The sequence below is a fragment of the Anaerotaenia torta genome (assembly GCF_050433395.1).
In the GTDB taxonomy this organism is placed as follows: domain Bacteria; phylum Bacillota; class Clostridia; order Lachnospirales; family Lachnospiraceae; genus Mobilitalea; species Mobilitalea torta.
The window spans coordinates 1-19,952 of the sequence record NZ_JBNPXH010000010.1 but is presented as its reverse complement, the minus strand read 5'-3'; the positions used below and the strand labels follow the sequence as shown (position 1 = coordinate 19,952).

The window sequence follows — 19,952 nt, the reverse complement described above, 5'->3', positions numbered from 1 at the left end:
GCTGTTTTAAAGTTCGTATCAATCCTTTGGTTCAGGCAGCTTCTGTCCCATACCATAGATTTTTACCTGCTCTACCATATGACCAATATTACCTTCTCCGGCAAACCTGCCGCTGTCAAAATAATTCTCATGAATATCCAGCCATTCCAGGGGATGCAGCTCCTCACGCAAAGGGATCTCCTCTTTCAATTGACCCGCATATACTTCAACAAAACAATTTTGATTATAATAAGTGAAATCCATCATATGATACAGCTGAAGCCTGCCGCGCTCTATCCCCGTCTCTTCCTCCAATTCCCGGTAGGCCGCGCCGAATCCGTCTTCGTTTTGCTCGATCTTTCCCCCTACCAAATTATATAATCCTTTATAAGGGTCCTTTGTCCTCCTGCAGAATAATAGCTTTTCATTATCCTGGCTGAATACCATAATACAATTATATCCCTGCATGTGTCCTCCAATTATATTGATCTGTTTGCGGTTTCGCGCAAGCTTAATTCTACGCTCCTTTGATCCATTTTTCCATAATAATCATATTATCATATCTTTCTGTATAGGGGCAATCACTTTGAAGGACTAATATAATTAAATCTAATAATATCTATTAGTATATATACTTAGTGACCAATTGTCAGATCCGGCTGAATAATGTTATATTATCTACATCATGAACTATGAGGAGGATAATTTATGGATTTTTTTAGTAACCTTGGCCCGTTTATTCTTGCGGTAGCGGCCGTCATTATCAACGGCGTACCCCAACTTCTTTATGCCGAAGCCCGCGGCTTCGCTCTGAAGCCTGCCGGATTTGCCTATTTGGTAGGCTCCCTTGGCAACCTGTTTACCGGATCGGTAACTCCGATTTCTGCTCAGGCAGAAACGATTACTGTAGCCAGCATTAAGAAGAATATGCGCAACAATGTCAGCTCCATTCTTCTTGCCGCTCTGCTGATGATGACGCTTTCTGCCTTCGGCGGAGTCACCAAAATCTCTGATTTTGCTGGCGTAGCCATTATTTCCGGCATGATGAGCGGCGTGGGACTGATCTTAGCCAGTGTGTCCTGGGATATGCTCGCTCAGGAAAAACGTACTACGCTGATCTCCGTCATTACTGCCATTGCCGCCTATGCCATTTTTGTTAACAGCCCTAATAAGGTGGTTTGGACCATCTTCTTCTCTGTCGTGATATCCACTGCTGACTTCCTGTTTTTGCAGAAGCGCAGAGTAGACCTTTCCGCCGTACTGGAAGAGGGACGGGACCAATTGCAGATGAGCAGCGAATGGCGTTTTTGGAAAAAGGAGTACTGGCATGATTTTAAAATCATCCAGCCTACCATTAACGTAACGGTTATCCTCGGAGCTCTTAGCCTTGTTATGCTCAACATCGGCGCTAATATCTCCTTCGGCGCCATTACCTCCAGCATCGCCGGCACCACACAGAACTTTGATCATCTTTCTATGATCAATTCGCTTGCTGACATCCCCAGCGCCCTGTTTGGCGGCCCGCCTATCGAAGCCATTATCTCCGGCACAGCCGGCGCCCCCTGGCCCGTTGCCTGCGGCATCGTTTTCATGCTGGTTACCGGTGTACTGATTTTAGTAGGTGTTATTGGCCGGCTGGGCAAATATCTCCCCAGTCAAAGCATTGCGGGCTTTTTAGTTGTGATCGGCTTCGCCCTCACATTTGCCCCGAATCTCTCTGCGGTAAGCGGTTCCGACAGTCCCATGAGCGGCTATATCGCCCTTGGGGTAACCGCTTGGTCCAAAAATCCCTTCCTGGGTATGGTGGCAGGGCTGGCTATCCGCTACTTTGGTTCTTATGTAGGTTTAGTATAGGAGGAGAACGATGGATAACAAGAAATGGCCCTCTGTATGGAAAGTGAGCCTTGGCACAGATTACGAGATTGAGCTGCCTTTGATGGATCTCGGCGATAATTTCTATATTTATTCATTTGATATGACCGGTGAGTCCCAGTGGAACAGGCACGCCGCAAAGGCTTTGACGGAAAAGCTGGCCGGATACAGCTATGAGGGCTTTGTCACCGTACAAACCAAGTCCTCCGGCCTTTGCCAGGAGCTGGCCAGAGAAATGCCCTCCTACCTTGAGCTGCGCAAAGCCCGCAAGTCCTTTATGCAGGACCCTAAGCATGTGTTGGTGGATTCCATCACCACCCAGGGCAAGCAGGAGCTGTGGATCGGCAGGGAGAAATATCAGCAGTTCCAGGGTAAGAAGCTCTGCTTCATTGATGATGTGGTCTCTACCGGCGGTACGGTAGACGCGGCCCTGATTATGGCAAAAGAAATCGGTTTTGAAATCTCCGTAATTGCCTGTGTATTAACCGAGGGGGAAGAGCGCACCCATTACAAGGGAATCCCGCTTATTTCCCTGGGGAATATTCCTCTGCCCGGTTCTATCGCAGATAATGAATAGCTTCTGTTAATGGGCGGGCCTGTCCGACAATTCACCATATGCTTCCATCTGCATATATTTTTATGAGGTGATAAATGTGGATGAATGTGAACTGGTCGCTTTAGTTTCAATGATAGCCTGCTCCATATCAAAATGCTGCTCAACGGATGAAATATCGCTTTTAGCGGTTGTCTTTTGTCAGCTTGGAGATACCCTTTCTACCATCCTATTGCAAAGAGAACGAAATGATAAATGCATCAATAGCAACAAAGCAAATGATTGCGAGCTTTCATGACGTAATGACAGCCGTTCCCGTCAATCATTTATCCACAGCACTTCGATCCCGGGCAGGCTGTTTCCCGCCCCGGCCGGAGTGCTTTCTTTTATTTCCAGGGAACAATTGTATCCAATATATCAGATCCATGAAATATCAGGAAATATTATTTTATTTCCCTTGACTTACGGAATTTTACATGCTATAGTAAGAGAGTATTTTAAATAAAGAATTGATTTCACATATTTTTGTAAATCTTTTTTTGATTTACTGGGATATGTGTTTTTTATTTTATTGAAATATAAATAAATATTAAGGAGGTATCTTTCATGAATAAAGGTACTGTAAAATGGTTTAACGCACAAAAAGGATTTGGTTTTATCTCTGATGACCAGGGCAATGATGTATTCGTACATTACAGCGGTCTTGCTATGGACGGTTTCAAGTCTGTTGACGAAGGTCAGGCCGTAACCTTTGATTTGACAAAGGGTCAGCGCGGAATGCAGGCTGTTAACGTACAGATCGCATAATTAAATACTTTGGCTTAAAAGGGATTGCTTATACGTAATCCTTTTTTATTGCCAATCTTTCCATACCTCCGGCTGGTAACCAACGGTTGCCTGCCTGCCATTTCTGACAATCGGAGTCTTTAAAACTCTTTGGTTCTCCAACACCTTTTCATCCTTATCTTCATCAGAGATATACTTCACCAGCATCATTATGTCTTTCTCTTTGCAATTGGTATCCAGCATATGATCCAGGCCGCCGACGGCCTGTTTCACACTGTTATACTCCCCCTTGCTCATGCCCTTTTCTTTCATATCAATGAATTGATATTTTATATTTCTTTCTTTGAAATACCGCATGGCTTTCTTTGTATCAAAGCACTTATTCGTGCCAAAAATCTGTATGTTCATACCTGCTCCTTATGCCTATAAAACTGCTTTATTCGATACAGACCACGATAATTGAGGCTCTTAATCTCCGGAAATTCATCCTTATCACAGCGCTTTTATTGGATGGCGAATAACCGTTTTTCGGATTTATTCTCTGCTCCGATTATCTTCCTAAGCGGCTGTTTATCAGAGGGCCGTGGCAGCGGTGTTATAATCCCATTAATTCCTTATCCATTATAAGGAATCGGTTTAGCTTCTCTTCTGCATTAAATAATATTGCATTTATAATATCCAATCTGTCGCAGTGCTGTTACCTTATATTGATTTTCCTGGATTTTTCTTAATTCTAATATAAGTTGTTCCCTCTTATGGTTCAAAATCCCAACTCCTCTATCGTTTGCACTCTATCAATATTTCTGTTTTATAAACTCTGCCACATCGGATATTTCCGGAAAAAGAGAGGCTCTATTAATGGAACATCTGTCAAGCTGCTTTAAAATGCCCTCTTTTGCTTTTGATCTTATAATATATATCTGGGTTTTCTTTTTTTCTTTATAGCGATACTTGTTAATCGGATTTTGATTCTCATCGAATAACCCACAAATGATAAATGCACCGTCTTGCTTGATGATACGGTTATTTTTCTTTGCAGACAGAACGAAAAAGCAATCCATGATATCTTCCTTATGGATTTCATCTCTAAAGGCCGGTTTTTCCAATCTGACTTCATGCAGAAGCCGAATTGCTTTTTTATTAAAATCTGCTTTACTTATTTTAGGATCCGATGCCCAGTTTGAAAAATCGGTTTTTATTTCTTGCGTAAATTGCGGCAAGCTGGCAAGTATAGATACCGCATCGCTTCCCGGATACTTTATCTTACATTCTTCCACATCAAATACAATTATCTCCCCTGAATTTTTAGGATTTTGTTCGCATGCAAAATACAATGCAACGAGAGGATTTCTTGTTATGTCTAAAAGCCTGGTAGGCAATCCATAATGCTGCATGTGAACTAAATAATCCAGATGCGTGGAACAATGGGCAAACTCATCCGGGCATTCAATGATTGCCTCATTATACATATCACGTTCATGTATCAGCCAATTTGGTTTTCGCATTATGGACGGTAATAAAACATAGTTTGAATTAGAATGTCCACGGTAATAAAACCTGTGTCCCTGTCCATTATCTTGAATCGTTTTAATGAAGCCTGTGAAAGAAGTAATAATGTTGATCGTTATTTTAGTTTTGACATAAATAACACTATCGGCAAATGCAAGGTTCTTTACACTATAGATTTCACTCATAGCATGAAGGAACTCCTTTGTGGCATTCTTCCGCTCTTCAATATTTTTATATGCCTGGTATACCCAATTTACAATGGCCTTTGCTTCAATATATCTGAGCAGGGAACGAGGCTGAAGATCCGAATATGTATTATCATTCAAGCTTTTAATCTGCCAGTTTGAGAGATAGGTATCTTCAAACTCATCCCACCGGGTATTGGCATTATCCAATGTTGGATAGGAACCCTTATATAATGCTGCAAAAGGCGAGCTTATTGAAGAAAGGGAGTGGAGCATTTCCCTCTTATCTATTCTGCCAAAGATATATTCTTCCATATCACAGTAGTTGTCCAAAGAAAGCTTGTTGGCGCAAATCTCCCGGAACGCCTCAAGTATAATCGGCTTATCACTTAAATTTTCAAAAAAGAAAAAGAAGAAAAAGAAGATAACCGCCCCCAATCTAATAATATATAGACATTATAAACCATTGTTTTACAACATTCAATAAAATCCCTCTTTCCGGCAGAAGTTAAATCTATTTCCATGTGTCTTAACCATTCCCTTCGCCTCTGGCAAATTTCCTCTCCATATCCGCACAACCTCCATGCCCTTGGTTTATCTTTGCGAAAAAATCAAAGCATACATGTACAACGGTGTCATCTTTAAAAATCAGGAATACACTGTATCATATATTATTCCCGTGTTTTAACACGTCCTGGAGGTCTCTTATATGTATGGCAATAACGAATGGTTTCAATCTAAAAGAGGAAATCCCTCGTGTACAGGTAGGCAAAATGAACACATCCGTTCCAATCGCTCCCAATCAACCCCCTCCGGTGTCAATCAGAACTGTAATCCGATGACTGCCGGAGCACCCCGTCCAAACGTAACACCTGTAAAGTCAAGGGGCTCAGATGTATCCCATTCCCAGACAGTAGGTGTTCGGGGGCCTGTACTTATACAGGATACTGTTCTGCACGAGTCTTTAGAAGAATTTGTATTCTCCACCACATTACCAAGACGGATTCATACAAAAGGCTATGGTGCTTTTGGATATTTTTACACCACTCATTCAATGAAAGAATATACCAAGGCCGGATTTTTGCAAACGCCTAACCAGCAGGTGCCGGTAGCGGTGCGCTTTTCTCTCGCCTCCAGTAATCAGGGAACACCGGACACCTTAAGAAATGTACGGGGGTTCAGCACCAGGTTCTATACCGATGAAGGTTTTTTTGATTTGCTTTGCAATCATCTCCCTGTCTTCTTTGTACGGGATGCCATTCATGTACCGGATGTCATCAGCCGTCTTTCGCCCTCACCGGTGAATAATCTGCCGGATCCGGAGAGGCTTTGGAGTCTGTTTGCCAAGTATCCCGAGGCAACAAATATGATGATGTGGTTTTTCTCGGATTTGGGAACAGTAAAGAGCCTTCGCCATATCAAAGGATATAGTGTGAACACCTATGTCTGGCGAAATGCACAGGGTGTTCGCCGCTATGTGAAGTATCACTGGTTCCCCGCGGCAGGAGCCCAGCACATTGACCAGCAGGAAGCTCAATGGCTGGCATGCCAAGACCCTAATATTGCCGGGCGTGACCTATATGACACGATAGCAAAAGGAAATACAGTTGAATACGAACTTCGTGTACAGCTGATGAATCCGGAAGATGAAAAACGGCTTCCCTTTGACCCTTTGGATGATACCAAGGTGTGGGATGAAGCCCGATATCCCCTTTTACCTGTCGGACGTATGGTTTTAAACCGTAACCCGGACAATTATGCTGAGCAGGTAGACAAATTAGCCTTTAATCCGGCGAATTTACTTCCCGGTCTGGAATTTTCAGATGACAAGGTGCTGCAGGGGCGTACCTTTATTTATTCCGATGCACAGCGTCACAGGCTGGGTCCTGATTATCGTAATATCTCCGTCAACAAACAGCCAAACTGGTCCCCTGCAGATATGGTATCCAGCGGAAACGGCAGATATGTCGCCGGTGAAATTATGCGTGCCGAAATTCCGAATCCAGATGATTTTACGCAAGCAACGCAAAGGTATGAAGCTTTTTCTGCAGAAGAGAAAAAGAATCTCGCAGATAATATTGCGTCAGGACTTGTGGACGCCCAGCCTAATACACAGCGTATGGTCTTATGGCATTTGGAACAAGTTTCTCCCGCCCTTGCAGAGACGGTAAGAAATCAAATGCGTTTGTATGCCGATACAAAGAGAAGATAGAATATAGCCTAATGGAACAAAATCGCTGCGCAAATGACCTTTCCAGGTTATGCGCAGCTTTTTTCCATTAGACTCTTTTACCGCACATTAGCAGACTAAATTGTATGAAGCATTTATCTGTAATGACCCATTCACTCTGCTTGTTGGAGTATGTCCATCCCTCAACCCGCTGTAACTCCAAAGTGTTCCTCAGCTATTGCATTTAACTGTTTCGCAATCTCAGCAAATTCGCAATTTAAGTCCAATGTCCTCACGCTAATTTTGTTGCCGCTCATCTGATAGCTGCCATCCGGCTGAATCTCATCTTCCGTCTTTGCGTACAGAACCAAGCCGGAAACCACGTGGGGTGCTTTGCCGAATTGGTAATCTTTATTCTTTACGTAAGTAAAAATCTGATATAAATGATTTGAGTGAAGCGTATGCTTGTCGTATCGCACCTGAGTCGTATGTGAGTAATATTTCGCATCAATGATTAGCACATTATTCCCTTTTTGCAGGGTGATATCACTTTGCATAACCGGCAGCATCGTTCCCGCTCCATCATCCAGGCTCCAGGGAATCCGTGATGCGCTTACCGTTAATGAAGGAAATTCTTGTGTATAATATTCCAATATAAATTTCTCGTACAAGCGCCACATTCTTTCCTCATCTATAAAAGAAGCCAGCCTATAGTCTCCTTTATCCGTTGTGATGAGCATCCCCTCCATAATCAACTGGCAAATGCTGATCAGCATTCGGTAAGTTTGATTATTGCGCTGAAAACGAAGCGATGTCCACTTTATTGAAGATGGATCAAGGGTATCTACATTGGAGAAGAATAGCATCTTTTTTTTCAGATCATCTTTATACTCCGGTTTCACCCTTGCATGGCGAAGCAAGAGCATAACCGTTGTTTTTAAGATCTGGTTAAGCCGGTTGTTTTCAGACAGCTCATCATACTCGCAAGTCAGAAGCTGCTTGCGGGCAAATTTATTTTTTATTGTTCCGGGCATGTTGATTTTACCGCGCATCGTTACCATATCTTCCTGGCGATTCAGATATTCGCGGTATAAGCCCTGCTTTAGCTGAAGGCCAATTCCCTTTGCAAGAACAGCTGCAAAGAGATTATGCATATCCTCGAATTCCTCCACGGCAACATCATCATACACGGAATGCTTTAGCCTTTGAAACGCATAGGACAGCATGTAGTAAATATTCTTTATCAGAGTATTTTTGTTCTTAATCATTGAAATATACCATGCAGGATATTCTCCCAGCGCTGAAGTTTTGTATTATCATCAAACCAGTATTCACTGAGCATGGGCAAAATATCATAATCAATGATCTCCTTCATCCAGTCCTCAGTGCATTCCTTTGCTCCGCAGAAATAGCTGTGGCCAATGCAAAAGCCTTTTCCCAAAGATTTATCCAGGGCGATTTCCCTATTAAGTTCCTTGATCCTGGCAATAAGCTCATGGAAGGTTTCGTTGGCAAAGCCTTTCTGATATTTTATAAAACCGTCTGAATCAAAGCCCGGTTCCATGTCAAAGAAGCTAAAACGGCGGCGAAGGGCGTAGTCAATCATTGCAAGGCTCCTGTCAGCCGTATTCATCATTCCGATTATATGCAGCCGTTCCGGCACGGCGAAGCCCAAGCCATTATAGGCAAGGGCAGCCTTGGTGCCCCTGTAATTACATTCAATCAGCATGAGCAGCTCACCGAAGATCTTGCTCATATTGCCGCGGTTGATCTCATCGATAATGAAGAAATAATCCTTGTCCGGCTGATTGGCAGCTTTCTGGCAGAAGCGGTAAAAGATACCGTACTTCAATTCAAAGCCGTCATCAACGGGTTTATAGCCCATCACAAAATCTTCATAGGAATAATTCTGATGAAACTGTACAAACTCGATTCGGCTTTCATCCTTCTCACCCATGATAGAATAAGCCAGGCGCTTTGCAGCGAAAGTCTTACCAACACCCGGGGCTCCCTGTAAAATAAGATTTTTCTTGTTTTTCAAAACGGATACAAGGCGGTCATATTTCTCCCCGGCCAGGTAGACCTCATCCAAGAAGTTCTCTCTGGTATACTTTTCGATGGTTACCGGCTTCGGCAGCTGCGGGTTTTCCTCCCGGATGAGGTCGATTATAAATTCGTATTCTCCTTTAGTCAGCTTAAACAGGCTGCCTTGCGGGTTATTGAAGTATTCCATATGCTCCAATTCAGGGCAGCTCTTCAGCACGGAATAATCAATGGGAACAGCAAGGCCTTCCGTCTTCTCAAAATAGATTTCCTCACCGTCTTGTTCAGCGCTGACTTTACCAATAGCAACAATCTGCTTTACAGGGTTGGATTCATATCCGATAAACATATCACCGGCTTTCGCATCCAGGAAATTCTGAAAAATCCGGCGCTTATTGCCATTGTCATTATAAAGAGTGTAGGACTGAACCTCTCCGACCGGAAGGCTGGAAATGCTCCAAATCTTTGGATTGGAATTCAGCCACCAATATTTTCGCTCCTCCTTGCCGGCATCATCGGAGGCATACAGCTGTATGCCGGAAAGATCAATTCTATCCAATGCTTCCGCCAGCTCATCACGCAGCTTCCATGTATAAGAGCCGTCCTCTTCTTTGGCCGCATATTTCCCAATATATAAAACCGGCCACCAGCGGGGATTATCACTGCCTTCGTCCAGTACGGGACATCCCGTTTTCTCGGCTACTCGCTTTGCCAAAGCAGAGGAACCCGTATTGTAGAAATTCTTTGTCTTACCGTATTTGATAGAAAGCTGGGTACAGGTGGCCTGTCCGCCGTAATCCTTCATACGCTTCATGATTTCGAGGCTGCTGGTATAGAATATGGTGTTGTCCTGCAGGAGTTTTACCCAGTCGCCGACGGATAGCTCCGGTGAATAATCCGCGGGCCACCACTCTTTGGCATATCCGCCTTTCTGCTCACTATAATAGCGGCTAATATAGAAGCCGACATCAATAGTAAGAGTGTGAAGCGCAGGGTCAGGGTAGCAGCTGTCAGTAAGCTGTGATTTCAGCAAACCGATCAGTTCTTCCTCCTGCTGTAATTCAGTACAGACTTCGTCATATAGCTTTAGGAAATTCCTGATGTTGTCCGCATATGCGCCTCTCTTGAAGCCGTAATTGCTTTCCAGTTCGCTTACAACAACTTTAATCTCACTTATTTTATAGATAAAATATTTATCCGGGTAGCGAAGCCACAGGTATGTACTGATGGAATTTTCGTTCTGGTAATGCTGACCCGCACCATTGCCGTACCTGCCAAGCATTGCGGCGGACTTCATTTTAAAATTCTCAATGCGTTCATAGACCTCCCTGCTTTCATCAAAGAGATCAATGAACATAGCGCGCACTTCCTCTGGCGCTGCGTTGGCAAAAATCTGTATCATTTTGGCCGGGAAGTTATTCACAGAAGCAAGCAGATTATATGTTTTGGCAAGAGCACGTGTGAGCATGTCCGCAAAATCTGATGCATTGACATTCCAATTGTCTTGAAACCACTTTACGGCTTCCCATTTATATTTTTCATTTGGCCACTGCTGTAAGATAAAATCTCGTTTATAGCTTACGAGAACCTCTTTTAGACGGAATTTGTCAAACATGATCTCTCTCCTTTGTATTTATCGCAATGAGTCTTGATCTTTACCCCAATAGGCCCAGATCATTTTCTATCGTTTTCTCCAGCTCACTCCATTTCCGAGCCAGAATATCATAAAAGTCCTCCTTTTTCGTGACGGATAATAAATCCTCCTTGGTAATACACAGAACGAATCCTCCCATCAGAGCCAGTTGCCGAATCTCATCCGCTGCCGCTTGGGTCACTCCGCCTTTACTGAATAACAGCGTCGTCTTCTTCCCTTTTACTTCATAATTTCTCCAATACTACGGACAACAGCAACATGTTAATATCATAATAGCCAATCTGCTCACCCATATATATGGGATAACGCCGCTTTCCAGTCTTACCTTCCTGCCCCCTTCAATTAAAAGGAAGAAGCCGTCATCCTCTGCATTTGGTATTATTCCAATGATTCTTCTGCCTTTAAGTCCATTCAGTAAAAAGGTGTAAATCATGACCTGTCTGCCGAGAAGCTGAGGCTTTTCCCTGTTCACCCAGATCCTCACCGCCTCCTTCATCCACGAAGCCGTACATCTTTATATTCCAATCCAATTCCTAAACAGCTAACCGCCAAATTCCCGCCCTTTTTAGCAAGCTGGAACTGCTGAAGCGCATAGAACTGTCCCTCACAGAATGTATGCTTTGCAATAATCCAAGCCAGATGCTCCGGTAATCTGTTTATTTCCTCTTGCTCTTTCAGCTTCTCTATTATTACTGTCTCAAAATCAAAATCATGACGGTTAATGATATGCTGATAAATTTCTCTTTGGGTTTTACTTATCTGGTCTGTGACTTTTGAAATTTTAACCATTATATGTATTATAGACCTAATCAGATAATTTTACAATGTATTCAAAATTAAAACAAGGGATTTCCAGGTACTGAAGCTCTGCCATATTACACTGCAAATAGCTCCAAACACTTGAAAATCCCTTGTTTTCAATCTTTTCATTTATTTCTTATGAAAAGCGCAGCCCCTGCTCCCCAGAACGCAACTCCTAAAATAAACAAGCCTGCTGATAAACCATCAAGTATCCCCGGTAAAAGCTGTGAATTCATACTTTCCATATCCAGCTTGAGAAGCTCCGGCAGCCGATCGCCTACATTCATCGATAATAAACCTATCGCGGCGTATATAATCATTCTTTTTTGTTTCTTCAAGGCTTCGATGATTGTTGTAAGATCAAGGATTGTTTTTTCAGAATGCGTCATCTGTTCCTCCTCCAAACTTTCCCCGTTCAGCAATTCACTTACCGTGATGCCCAGTATTTCACTTAATGGTTTCATCAGCGCCGCATCCGGAAGGCCTCTTCCGCATTCCCATTTGGAAACAGCCTTGTTTGTAATTCCTAGATGCTCTGCTAATTGTTCCTGGGTTATATTCTTTTCTTTTCTTTTTTGGGCAATAAATTTGCCTATCTTTACTTGATCCATATCCATCACTCCTTGCTTTTCATAGGCTGAGTATATAATTTTTTCAGATAAATGTCTTCCTACCAGGAGTAGAATATGGGTAGAAGCTTACATTTCTTACGGTTCCAGGTACCGCTGCAGGAATACGGCTGCCTCCGCACGGGTAATTCGCCCTAAAAACCCGCCGAATGCGTTGCAGAACATTTGTCCTCTCTATTTTTCTTGAAAGACCCCATTATTGGACACCAACATAGAAGCTCCTCCTCATCTATCACTTCTATAAAGCTATTGACCTTAAAATGATTATTTATAAAAATCCTCCTGAACAGATTGGATTCCTCTTTCGCAAAACTTATGTAGGACATAAAATGCTTTGGGATTATCAGATCAGTAGAAAACTTCAGTAGGTTATTTATAAAAAGCATCACGCCTAATATGTTACGTGATTAATCTTACCTCTATTCCTATAATAACTCATCACTCGATAATCGATGGCATCTTTCATATGCTTCACAGAGATACAGTCCCATATCATAATTTTTATTAAACTCATACTTTAACGGATATCCACAGATCGGGCGTCTCAATCGAAATAGATCAACTGTGTGTCGTTATAAAGGTCAGATTGACCGTGGAATATTTTTCACTTCTAATACGGTTTCCAGGCAATTCTGAAAAGCGGCCGGACCGGCACGACTTGTAATTGTCATAATTGTAACGTCCGATCATCAAAACAGATTTGTCTTCACCATATTCCGCTATAATTTGTTCTAGCGTTTCCTCTGCCGCTTCCGCCATAGCATAATCCGGTCTTGTATTATCATCAAATTCAATAAGAACAATAGGATTGGAAAGATGTTTGGGTGATATTAATTGATTTTGAATTGAGCACTGTTTTTCTGCACAAAACCGCCTGCAATATCAATGAGCTCCTGGAAATTGCAGTAGGTATGCGTTATTTTCATTTCAACACCACTGCCCATGAGTTCCAGAAAACGTGTAAACAAACCAATTTCCGATCCCGAAAAGACAAATATAATTATTCATCATATTCTTCTTGCTCAATTTTACAACTTTCCGGATCATTCAAGTATTTTATCAAATCTTTCAATAAGATCAAATCGCAAACAACTTGACTCGTTGTTACATCCAATAATTTATGTGTGACACCATGATATTGTCGCATATATATATTTTCATCTAATAGGAGTGAAGTAATATAGAACTTTTCCTTATATAAATCACCTGCTTCCCAGGCTATAACAAGATTTATGTCATTACTATTCTTTATACCGCTTTCTATATCCTCAATCAACCCATCAAGACTAAATTTATATTCCAATACTTTTGGCTCAGAGCATATTCCTTCTGGATATTCCTCATTTAATTCGCCCAAGGTTTCCTTCAAAATTCCTAAAGGATTTTTTACATCATTAAAAACGTGGTTATCGATCGGTGGATCAATTATAATATGGTATAATCCGTCATATGTAAATCGTTCATTTGTTGACATTATTTTAATGCCACGTATTACACCGCCAGCTAATAATTGATTAAATAAAGCTATCACATCTTGCTCCCTTGTTGGTTCTGATGTTATTGAAACTCTTTTCATTGGGAGGAAAAAGTTTTCATTCTCGAAAACTAAGGGCTTAGCATTTTCGTGAGCTTTCATATCAACTTTCCAATCATCTAAACGCTGTTGTCTCATCAAATCGTCAGGTGTAGCACCTGTATTTTTTCTAAAACATCTTTTAGTTTTATTTAAAGGACCATCTGCCATTTTTCTAGCAATACTTTTTGAAAAATCTACAATATCTTTTTGAAAACCTTTTCTGCCTAAATCAGCAAAACAATTCTCAAAATGCATAACTACATGAAGTTGAAATTGTCTACCTGCACTCTTTTTTAAAGGTATAAGTATTAATTCTCCTTGAGGCATGTTATTTGCTGCTATTTGTATACCGCCTGACATTATATTTATTCCATTTCTTAAACCAAGAGATTCACTAAACTTATCCCATATTTTTGTAGAATATACATAGCAAAAATAAACTATAGGTTTGCATTGTTCAATTATTTTATTTTCAGATTCTTCTATATTTATTTCTTCTTGTAGACGATTGTAATCCCACATATCATAAATAGCATTAAGATTTAAATATTTTGATGGCAATCGATAGGTATCACCCTTTATCCGATATAGCTGATCCATCTTTAATTTAATATCCGTATATTTTTGCACCTTTTCAAACATTTCATTTGCCCAAAGATACCCTATTCCTTGACATTCCGCCTCGGTTTGCTTCCCGTTTTTATCAATAACAGTTACTTTGACCAAAATATTGTTATTGGCCTTTATTGCTCCCAAACCGGTTTTTACCCTAAGGACTTTCAACCAATTTTCAGCATTAGATATTTTCATCCAAGATAAGTCTTTTGGATTTGTATTCTCATCATACTTAATACAAACTGAAACTCCTCGGTCTATATCATTATACAAAGGATCATAAGGTTCCGAGTCATCTGGAATTACCATTGGATTTCCTGCCGGATTCTCATCGGAAAGCCAATTTCTCGCATTCTCCATTTTACCAAGTGCAGTAAATGAAGGAGCCTTCGTTGCAATTTGTATATAATTGAAGCCATATGCAAGATAAGTTGATCCCACACCCTTATGCCCCCTCGTATTACCACTTTTAAAAGAAAAGTTGGGAGCCAAAAATTTTGTATATTGTTGTTCTTCAAAACCTATTCCATTATCAGTTACAGCCACGGCATTTTGTTTTAAATCAATAATGATATGAAGCATCGGTTTAAAATCAGGCTCTTTCAATTTTGTACGGGCATCTAAAGCATCTAACCCATTCTGAATTAATTCGCAAAAAGTGTCAAACCAACCAACATAAGAACTTAAAATGTTTTGTATCTCTCTTTTCAACGATTTTATTACTACCTCATCGTTGCCAAGATATTTAGCACTTAAAGGATCAAAATTCTGGTTATACACAACATATCCTCCGAATTGATATAATTTAATATGGTACTCCATTATATTAATAATTAATAGATTAACATTTAAAAATAATAATATTAGTATACAATATCTTCCTCAATATTACAAGCAACAAGTAGAGGTCTCAGCTCTGAAAGGTAAACTCTTTTAAATATGCTTGATTTTATGGAAAACAGCTATTGTGGATATCTCTGCTCGTGTCATAGGTAAAATACTCCTTTGCGAAAAAGTTTCTTTTATTTTACCATTTTGTTGCATAGCTTTCTGCCGCAAAGCAGATATAATAACTTAATCCTACTTGCTGACCTTCAAGCTTCCGCCTATGGAAATCATCCGTCATTAAAAATTTTGCTTGAGCAGCAAAACCTTTCGCGTCAATCTTCATATCTTTCTGCATAAAGCGGATATGCCTTTCAATTGCATCCGATACACTGCTATAACTGACACTTATACCATTTTTTAAAGAATTTGCCTCAGGTTGGAGTCAAGCGATATTTATAAGAAATTTATGTAATTAGTATAATCTGTAATATACAAAAATAAATGCAACTAAAACGAACATAATATGTGCATAACAGTTGGTTTCATTACTTTGACTTTAGGTGTATTATTAAATAAGGAGGTATGAAAAGTATGAATAATTCTAAAAATAATATTGCTATCAACCTACGCCATCTGAGAACCCGTCGCCGTTTATCGCAAGAGGAAGTCGCCGAGCAAATTGGCGTCACACGGCAAGCCGTGGCAAAGTGGGAAAACGGAGACTCCCTGCCTGACATTCTCAACTGTGAGGCGCTGGCTGATTTATTTGAGGTTTCCCTGAATGACTTGGTGCGTTATGACTCTGAACAGGAGGGGATTCCTATCGGCCCCAAAAATAAACACATCTTCGGCACGGTAACCATAGGCGAAAGGGGACAAATCGTATTGCCTAAAAAGGCACGGGACACGATGAAGTTTCAACCCGGCGATACGTTGGTGGTGCTGGGGGACAGCAATCCGGTGACCGCCGGAATTGCATTGGTAAACAGCAATACTTTTCTGCGAATGACCGGCGGAGCTGTTGATAGTTTTTTTAAGGGCAAGGAGGATAATACGTGAATATATTGTCTGTGCAAGGGATAACAAAGCATTATCCGAGTTTTACACTACGTGACATTACGTTTTCGCTGCCGCAGGGCAGGATTATGGGACTGATCGGGAAAAATGGTGCCGGAAAGACCACAACCTTAAAATCCATGCTGAATCTGGTGCGCCCGGACAGCGGGAAAATCGAAATGTTTGGCCGCGGCTTTATGGAAAATGAGGAAAGCTGCAAGCAAAACATCGGTGTGGTTCTGGGCGAGATTGATTTCTACAAGCATAAGAAGTTAGCTGTTATTACAGCGGTCACAAAGCGCTTTTACCAAAATTGGGATGAGGAAGCCTATCAAAAATATCTCAGGGCTTTTGCGCTCGACCCCCAAAAACGGGTAAAGGAACTTTCATCCGGTATGAAAGTTAAATATATGCTAGCCCTTGCACTATCCCACAATGCCAAGCTGTTGATTTTGGATGAACCCACAAGCGGGCTTGACCCGGTATCCCGCGACGATTTGTTGGGATTGTTCCGCCAGCTTGTGAAGGACGGGGAAAGAAGCATTCTTTTTTCTACTCACATTACCTCTGATTTGGAAAAATGCGCCGATGATATTACCTATATCAAGGAGGGAAAACTGCTGAAAAGTGCTGAAAAATTCGCCTTTATCCAGTCCTTCCAGAACCTGAAGGAGCCAGGTGAAGGCGGGAAGCTGTCTTTGGAGGAAATTATGATACGAACGGAAAGGAGAAGCTATGATATCTAATCTACTTTACAAGGAACTGCGGCTGGCCGCCCATCCCAATCTGTATATCTTCACCCTGCTTGGAGCGCTGGTTATTGTTCCGGCATATCCGTATGGTATGGTGTTCCTGTTCGGCTGCCTTGCACCGTATATTACTTTTATGTATGGCCGGGAAACAAACGATATTTACTATACCGCTCTGCTGCCGGTAAAAAAGAGGGATGCGGTGAAGGCCAAATTCCTTCTTATGATTTTGACCCAGATGACACAACTACTCATTTCCCTGCCCTTTGCCATACTGCGCGTTCGCGTTTTGCCAGAAGGCAATCCGGCTGGTATTGAGGCAAATGTAGCCTACTATGGCTTTGGGCTGATGATATATGCTATCTTCGATGTAATTTTGCTGACACAGTTTTTCAAAACAGCCTATAAAATTGATAAGGCGTTCCTGCTGGCCATCATACCGGCTGCTATTGCAGTGGTTATAATGGAGGTACTTGTTCATTTCCCAGAGTTTGAGTGGCTCGACAGCGTTGTGCCAAATATGATGCTGCGGCAGCTTCCCATACTGGTTGCCGGTGCAGCAGTATATGGTATCGGAATGTTTACTGCATACCGGATTTCTGCAAAACGTTTTGATCAGGTTGATTTATAAGGTTTTGTCTTAATTCATTTTATAAAAGCCTGCCGATAAAGCAATTTCAGCTTTTGGGGCAGGCTTTCGCATATGTGATCCATCCTCTGACAAAAGAATAACACTATTGAAGGCTTCTCAATAATTAAATGAGATATCTCCATGGAGCCCTCATTTTATCGCTCATTCAGCGGGTTGTTGTCCCCCTCCCAAACAGGCCGTTTAGGAAATCCCTTTTCTTCGTTGGCGGTATCGTAAACTTTTTGCAGAAATGCTGTCTTGGCCTGGGTGTATTCCGCCATTGTGTCCACCTCCGCTCGGGCACATTCGCGCTTAACCTCCCCATATTTTTCCACATAATCGGGGTGGTTACGGAGGAAATCACGGATGATAAACTCTGTGCGGTTGTAGAACCCCTCTACAGGCAGCAGATGGATGTTGTATTTCCACACGCCATCCTCATAGCCGCCAAACAGCCAGCGACCTTCCATATCGGTTTCCGTATATCTATAGCGGGGTGCTTGCAGCAGATCTTTGTAATAATTAAGCGGCATCAGTTTTTTAACGCCGACAAAATATCTACTACCGGCTTGGCCGCCTGTCCCGGAATAGAGGTGCTCCCGACATGCTCAATGTTCTTGGCTTCCAATCCGTTAATCTGTTCCAGCCGCGACTTTTCCTCCAGAAACATTTGCACCCATTCCTCGCGGTAAGGTATAATATGGATTTTCATTCAGTCACCTCCTTCCTAAATAATCGCAATGCTTTTCCCAAGTTGTCTTATATAAAACATAATGATTTTCACTCTCTATTTGCTTACATAATACCATACGCTTTTGCTGAAATAAAGACATATCTCCCATGAGCTTATGTAAATTGTAGCTGAAAATCTCTTTCTTTATTGTTTAGTGTAGATTTTGACTAGTCATCTTAATCTACTGCTGAAACTAGTACTCTGTAACACCTAAAAGTTTTATTTGACAATCGGATATAGCCGTTTAAGTTTTATCCTTGCATCATCGGTTGAAAACTGCCAGTCAACACCTTTTTGTTTCCGGTTACGGTCTACGTACCAGGCTTTTAGTTCATGATTGAGATCTTGCAAGTTATCAATACGTCGGCTACCCAGACATTGACGGCCAAGTGCTGACAACTCCACCTCAGCAATGTCAAGCCAGCTTCCATGCTTTGGCCTATAATGTATTTCAAGCCGTTTTGCCATAAACAATGCTTCTTCCGGGCAGAATGCCTCATACAGTGATGAAATATTATGTGTATTCAGGTTATCCATTACCAATACAACTTTTTCAGCATCCGGATATTGTTCCTCCAGCAGCCATTTGATTTGATGTGCCCAGTCAATCTTTGTCCGGTGCTCATATGCATCGGCACAACGCCATCCGCTTAATGGTTCTGTGAAAAGGAGGATGCAACATGTTCCTTTTCTGATGTATTCACTATCCACACGCTCCGGTTCCCTGGTTCCATTTTGATTTTGCAACGTGCATCCGCAAGAAGCTGTAATGGTTTCTCATCCATGCATACAACTGGAAATGTTTCATTATAGGGGCGGCTGTATACTTCGAGGACATCCTCCATTGCGGCAACAAATGCAGCATTATGTTTGGGTGGTATGCACCAACATTTTTTTAGATGAGGTTTAAGTTGGTTTTTTTTAATGTGCGCTTGACCGTCATATGAGAAATAGAATCAATGTATCCAAGTTCTACACATTTATCAGCAATCAGGCGTAATGTCCACCGTTCATAGCCTTCCGGAGGTTCACTGCAGCAAATAGAAATCATATGGGCTTCAAAGTTTCCGTCAACTTTAGGCTGTATAGGCGGTGTTTCACGCTTTTTTCTATAAAGGGCACCATCTAAGCCAACTTCGGCAAATGGTGTTCTTACATTCTGAACAGTAGTAGGTGTTGTATCGAAACGCTCCGCCGTTTCTGCGACAGTAAGAAGCTTTCCGACAGATGCGTCAGATACCAGCAAAATATTGGCGCGAGTAATAACTTTTGCTGGTGAAGCTCCTGTTTTAATGATGGTTGTAAGTTTTATGCGTTCTTTATTGGTTAGCTCAATATCATATTTTTTCTTTGGCATATGATATCCTCCCACTTAACCTCTATTATAAGGATAGCATATCACCAGAGAATATTTTATACAGTATTTAAATATCACAAAGTACTAGATAACCGTGTGATATCTAATGTCTATTTGTTTGATTATTAAATTGGAATTGAACAAAATCGCTGCGCGATGGCCTGCCAAGGCTGTGGCGCAGTTTCTGTTATCTAATAATTAAAAGGCAATGGAAATCTTTACTGAT

21 protein-coding genes and 1 pseudogene are annotated in these 19,952 nt (G+C 41.5%); 8 read left to right on the top strand and 14 right to left on the bottom strand.

Going from position 1 to position 19,952, the window contains the following annotated elements; all coding sequences use genetic code 11:
• Nucleotides 1-18: 18 nt before the first annotated feature.
• Nucleotides 19-447, bottom strand: coding sequence for an NUDIX hydrolase (locus HNQ56_RS16050; protein WP_429148389.1), 429 nt, complete (start codon nucleotides 445-447; stop codon nucleotides 19-21).
• 240 nt (nucleotides 448-687) lie between these two features.
• On the opposite strand from HNQ56_RS16050, the gene HNQ56_RS16045 reads away from it, so the two are divergent.
• From HNQ56_RS16045 to HNQ56_RS16030, 4 genes are all read left to right on the top strand, one after another.
• Nucleotides 688-1,833, top strand: a complete 1,146-nt coding sequence (locus tag HNQ56_RS16045) for an NCS2 family permease (protein ID WP_429148386.1) — start codon at nucleotides 688-690, stop codon at nucleotides 1,831-1,833.
• Nucleotides 1,834-1,843: 10 nt separating this feature from the next.
• Nucleotides 1,844-2,428, top strand: coding sequence for a phosphoribosyltransferase family protein (locus HNQ56_RS16040; protein ID WP_429148383.1), 585 nt, complete (start codon nucleotides 1,844-1,846; stop codon nucleotides 2,426-2,428).
• Between the two features lie 109 nt (nucleotides 2,429-2,537).
• Nucleotides 2,538-2,702, top strand: a complete 165-nt coding sequence (locus HNQ56_RS16035) for a DUF6774 domain-containing protein (RefSeq protein WP_429148718.1) — start codon at nucleotides 2,538-2,540, stop codon at nucleotides 2,700-2,702.
• Between the two features lie 308 nt (nucleotides 2,703-3,010).
• Nucleotides 3,011-3,211, top strand: coding sequence for a cold-shock protein (locus tag HNQ56_RS16030; protein ID WP_429148381.1), 201 nt, complete (start codon nucleotides 3,011-3,013; stop codon nucleotides 3,209-3,211).
• 45 nt (nucleotides 3,212-3,256) lie between these two features.
• Here the strand turns inward: HNQ56_RS16030 and HNQ56_RS16025 are convergent, their stop codons facing one another.
• Both HNQ56_RS16025 and HNQ56_RS16020 read right to left on the bottom strand, forming a co-directional pair.
• Nucleotides 3,257-3,598, bottom strand: a complete 342-nt coding sequence (locus tag HNQ56_RS16025) for an arsenate reductase family protein (RefSeq protein WP_429148379.1) — start codon at nucleotides 3,596-3,598, stop codon at nucleotides 3,257-3,259.
• A 386-nt stretch (nucleotides 3,599-3,984) separates the two neighbouring features.
• Nucleotides 3,985-5,322, bottom strand: coding sequence for an FRG domain-containing protein (locus tag HNQ56_RS16020; RefSeq protein WP_429148376.1), 1,338 nt, complete (start codon nucleotides 5,320-5,322; stop codon nucleotides 3,985-3,987).
• 271 nt (nucleotides 5,323-5,593) lie between these two features.
• Between HNQ56_RS16020 and HNQ56_RS16015 the strand changes: the two genes are divergently transcribed.
• The gene (locus HNQ56_RS16015; protein WP_429148374.1) at nucleotides 5,594-7,096 is read left to right on the top strand and encodes a catalase; all 1,503 of its coding nucleotides are present in this window, start codon (nucleotides 5,594-5,596) and stop codon (nucleotides 7,094-7,096) included.
• Nucleotides 7,097-7,257: 161 nt separating this feature from the next.
• Here the strand turns inward: HNQ56_RS16015 and mcrC are convergent, their stop codons facing one another.
• The 8 genes from mcrC to HNQ56_RS15975 form a co-directional block, all read right to left on the bottom strand.
• A complete protein-coding gene (gene mcrC, locus HNQ56_RS16010) occupies nucleotides 7,258-8,322 on the bottom strand; it encodes a 5-methylcytosine-specific restriction endonuclease system specificity protein McrC (RefSeq protein ID WP_429148372.1) in 1,065 nt (354 codons plus the stop codon).
• Nucleotides 8,319-10,712, bottom strand: coding sequence for an AAA family ATPase (locus HNQ56_RS16005; RefSeq protein WP_429148369.1), 2,394 nt, complete (start codon nucleotides 10,710-10,712; stop codon nucleotides 8,319-8,321). The genes mcrC and HNQ56_RS16005 overlap by 4 nt, the downstream gene beginning before the upstream one ends.
• Nucleotides 10,713-10,752: 40 nt before the next feature.
• Nucleotides 10,753-10,932 carry a hypothetical protein gene (locus tag HNQ56_RS16000; protein ID WP_429148367.1) on the bottom strand — a complete coding sequence of 60 codons (180 nt, stop codon included), beginning with the start codon at nucleotides 10,930-10,932 and terminating at the stop codon, nucleotides 10,753-10,755.
• A gap of 60 nt (nucleotides 10,933-10,992) precedes the next feature.
• Nucleotides 10,993-11,247, bottom strand: a complete 255-nt coding sequence (locus tag HNQ56_RS15995) for a hypothetical protein (RefSeq protein ID WP_429148364.1) — start codon at nucleotides 11,245-11,247, stop codon at nucleotides 10,993-10,995.
• On the bottom strand, nucleotides 11,244-11,540 hold the full coding sequence (locus HNQ56_RS15990; protein WP_429148361.1) for a hypothetical protein: 297 nt from the start codon (nucleotides 11,538-11,540) through the stop codon (nucleotides 11,244-11,246). The genes HNQ56_RS15995 and HNQ56_RS15990 overlap by 4 nt, the downstream gene beginning before the upstream one ends.
• A 137-nt stretch (nucleotides 11,541-11,677) precedes the next feature.
• Nucleotides 11,678-12,163 carry a helix-turn-helix domain-containing protein gene (locus HNQ56_RS15985; protein ID WP_429148358.1) on the bottom strand — a complete coding sequence of 162 codons (486 nt, stop codon included), beginning with the start codon at nucleotides 12,161-12,163 and terminating at the stop codon, nucleotides 11,678-11,680.
• 1,018 nt (nucleotides 12,164-13,181) lie between these two features.
• Complete coding sequence (locus tag HNQ56_RS15980) at nucleotides 13,182-15,152, bottom strand: hypothetical protein (protein WP_429148355.1); 1,971 nt, start codon at nucleotides 15,150-15,152, stop codon at nucleotides 13,182-13,184.
• Between the two features lie 247 nt (nucleotides 15,153-15,399).
• Complete coding sequence (locus tag HNQ56_RS15975; protein WP_429148353.1) at nucleotides 15,400-15,543, bottom strand: hypothetical protein; 144 nt, start codon at nucleotides 15,541-15,543, stop codon at nucleotides 15,400-15,402.
• A 248-nt stretch (nucleotides 15,544-15,791) separates the two neighbouring features.
• Here HNQ56_RS15975 and HNQ56_RS15970 point away from each other — a divergent pair, with 248 nt between their 5' ends.
• The 3 genes from HNQ56_RS15970 to HNQ56_RS15960 are packed head-to-tail and all read left to right on the top strand — an operon-like array spanning nucleotide 15,792 to nucleotide 17,636.
• Nucleotides 15,792-16,259, top strand: coding sequence for a helix-turn-helix domain-containing protein (locus tag HNQ56_RS15970; protein WP_429148351.1), 468 nt, complete (start codon nucleotides 15,792-15,794; stop codon nucleotides 16,257-16,259).
• Entirely contained in the window at nucleotides 16,256-17,002 is a 747-nt protein-coding gene (locus tag HNQ56_RS15965; protein ID WP_429148348.1) for an ABC transporter ATP-binding protein, read from the top strand. Before HNQ56_RS15970 ends, HNQ56_RS15965 begins: the two co-directional genes overlap by 4 nt.
• Nucleotides 16,992-17,636 (top strand): ABC-2 transporter permease, encoded by a 645-nt coding sequence (locus HNQ56_RS15960; protein WP_429148345.1) that lies wholly within the window; start codon nucleotides 16,992-16,994, stop codon nucleotides 17,634-17,636. The genes HNQ56_RS15965 and HNQ56_RS15960 overlap by 11 nt, the downstream gene beginning before the upstream one ends.
• Nucleotides 17,637-17,791: 155 nt before the next feature.
• On the opposite strand, the pseudogene HNQ56_RS15955 reads toward HNQ56_RS15960, so the two are convergent.
• From HNQ56_RS15955 to HNQ56_RS15945, 3 genes and pseudogenes are all read right to left on the bottom strand, one after another.
• Nucleotides 17,792-18,306: pseudogene (locus tag HNQ56_RS15955) on the bottom strand (GrpB family protein).
• A gap of 282 nt (nucleotides 18,307-18,588) precedes the next feature.
• Nucleotides 18,589-19,116: a transposase gene (locus HNQ56_RS15950; protein ID WP_429148343.1), complete on the bottom strand. Its 528-nt coding sequence runs from the start codon at nucleotides 19,114-19,116 to the stop codon at nucleotides 18,589-18,591.
• 148 nt (nucleotides 19,117-19,264) lie between these two features.
• Nucleotides 19,265-19,726 (bottom strand): helix-turn-helix domain-containing protein, encoded by a 462-nt coding sequence (locus tag HNQ56_RS15945; RefSeq protein ID WP_429148341.1) that lies wholly within the window; start codon nucleotides 19,724-19,726, stop codon nucleotides 19,265-19,267.
• Nucleotides 19,727-19,952 lie beyond the last annotated feature (226 nt).

Coding starts and splice junctions, on each gene's coding strand:
- HNQ56_RS16050 (WP_429148389.1), bottom strand. CDS start 447: ATGCAGGGATATAATTGTATTATGGTATTCAGCCAGGATAATGAAAAG.
- HNQ56_RS16045 (WP_429148386.1), top strand. CDS start 688: ATGGATTTTTTTAGTAACCTTGGCCCGTTTATTCTTGCGGTAGCGGCC.
- HNQ56_RS16040 (WP_429148383.1), top strand. CDS start 1,844: ATGGATAACAAGAAATGGCCCTCTGTATGGAAAGTGAGCCTTGGCACA.
- HNQ56_RS16035 (WP_429148718.1), top strand. CDS start 2,538: ATGATAGCCTGCTCCATATCAAAATGCTGCTCAACGGATGAAATATCG.
- HNQ56_RS16030 (WP_429148381.1), top strand. CDS start 3,011: ATGAATAAAGGTACTGTAAAATGGTTTAACGCACAAAAAGGATTTGGT.
- HNQ56_RS16025 (WP_429148379.1), bottom strand. CDS start 3,598: ATGAACATACAGATTTTTGGCACGAATAAGTGCTTTGATACAAAGAAA.
- HNQ56_RS16015 (WP_429148374.1), top strand. CDS start 5,594: ATGTATGGCAATAACGAATGGTTTCAATCTAAAAGAGGAAATCCCTCG.
- mcrC (WP_429148372.1), bottom strand. CDS start 8,322: ATGATTAAGAACAAAAATACTCTGATAAAGAATATTTACTACATGCTG.
- HNQ56_RS16005 (WP_429148369.1), bottom strand. CDS start 10,712: ATGTTTGACAAATTCCGTCTAAAAGAGGTTCTCGTAAGCTATAAACGA.
- HNQ56_RS15995 (WP_429148364.1), bottom strand. CDS start 11,247: ATGAAGGAGGCGGTGAGGATCTGGGTGAACAGGGAAAAGCCTCAGCTT.
- HNQ56_RS15990 (WP_429148361.1), bottom strand. CDS start 11,540: ATGGTTAAAATTTCAAAAGTCACAGACCAGATAAGTAAAACCCAAAGA.
- HNQ56_RS15985 (WP_429148358.1), bottom strand. CDS start 12,163: ATGGATCAAGTAAAGATAGGCAAATTTATTGCCCAAAAAAGAAAAGAA.
- HNQ56_RS15975 (WP_429148353.1), bottom strand. CDS start 15,543: ATGAAGATTGACGCGAAAGGTTTTGCTGCTCAAGCAAAATTTTTAATG.
- HNQ56_RS15970 (WP_429148351.1), top strand. CDS start 15,792: ATGAATAATTCTAAAAATAATATTGCTATCAACCTACGCCATCTGAGA.
- HNQ56_RS15960 (WP_429148345.1), top strand. CDS start 16,992: ATGATATCTAATCTACTTTACAAGGAACTGCGGCTGGCCGCCCATCCC.
- HNQ56_RS15945 (WP_429148341.1), bottom strand. CDS start 19,726: ATGCCAAAGAAAAAATATGATATTGAGCTAACCAATAAAGAACGCATA.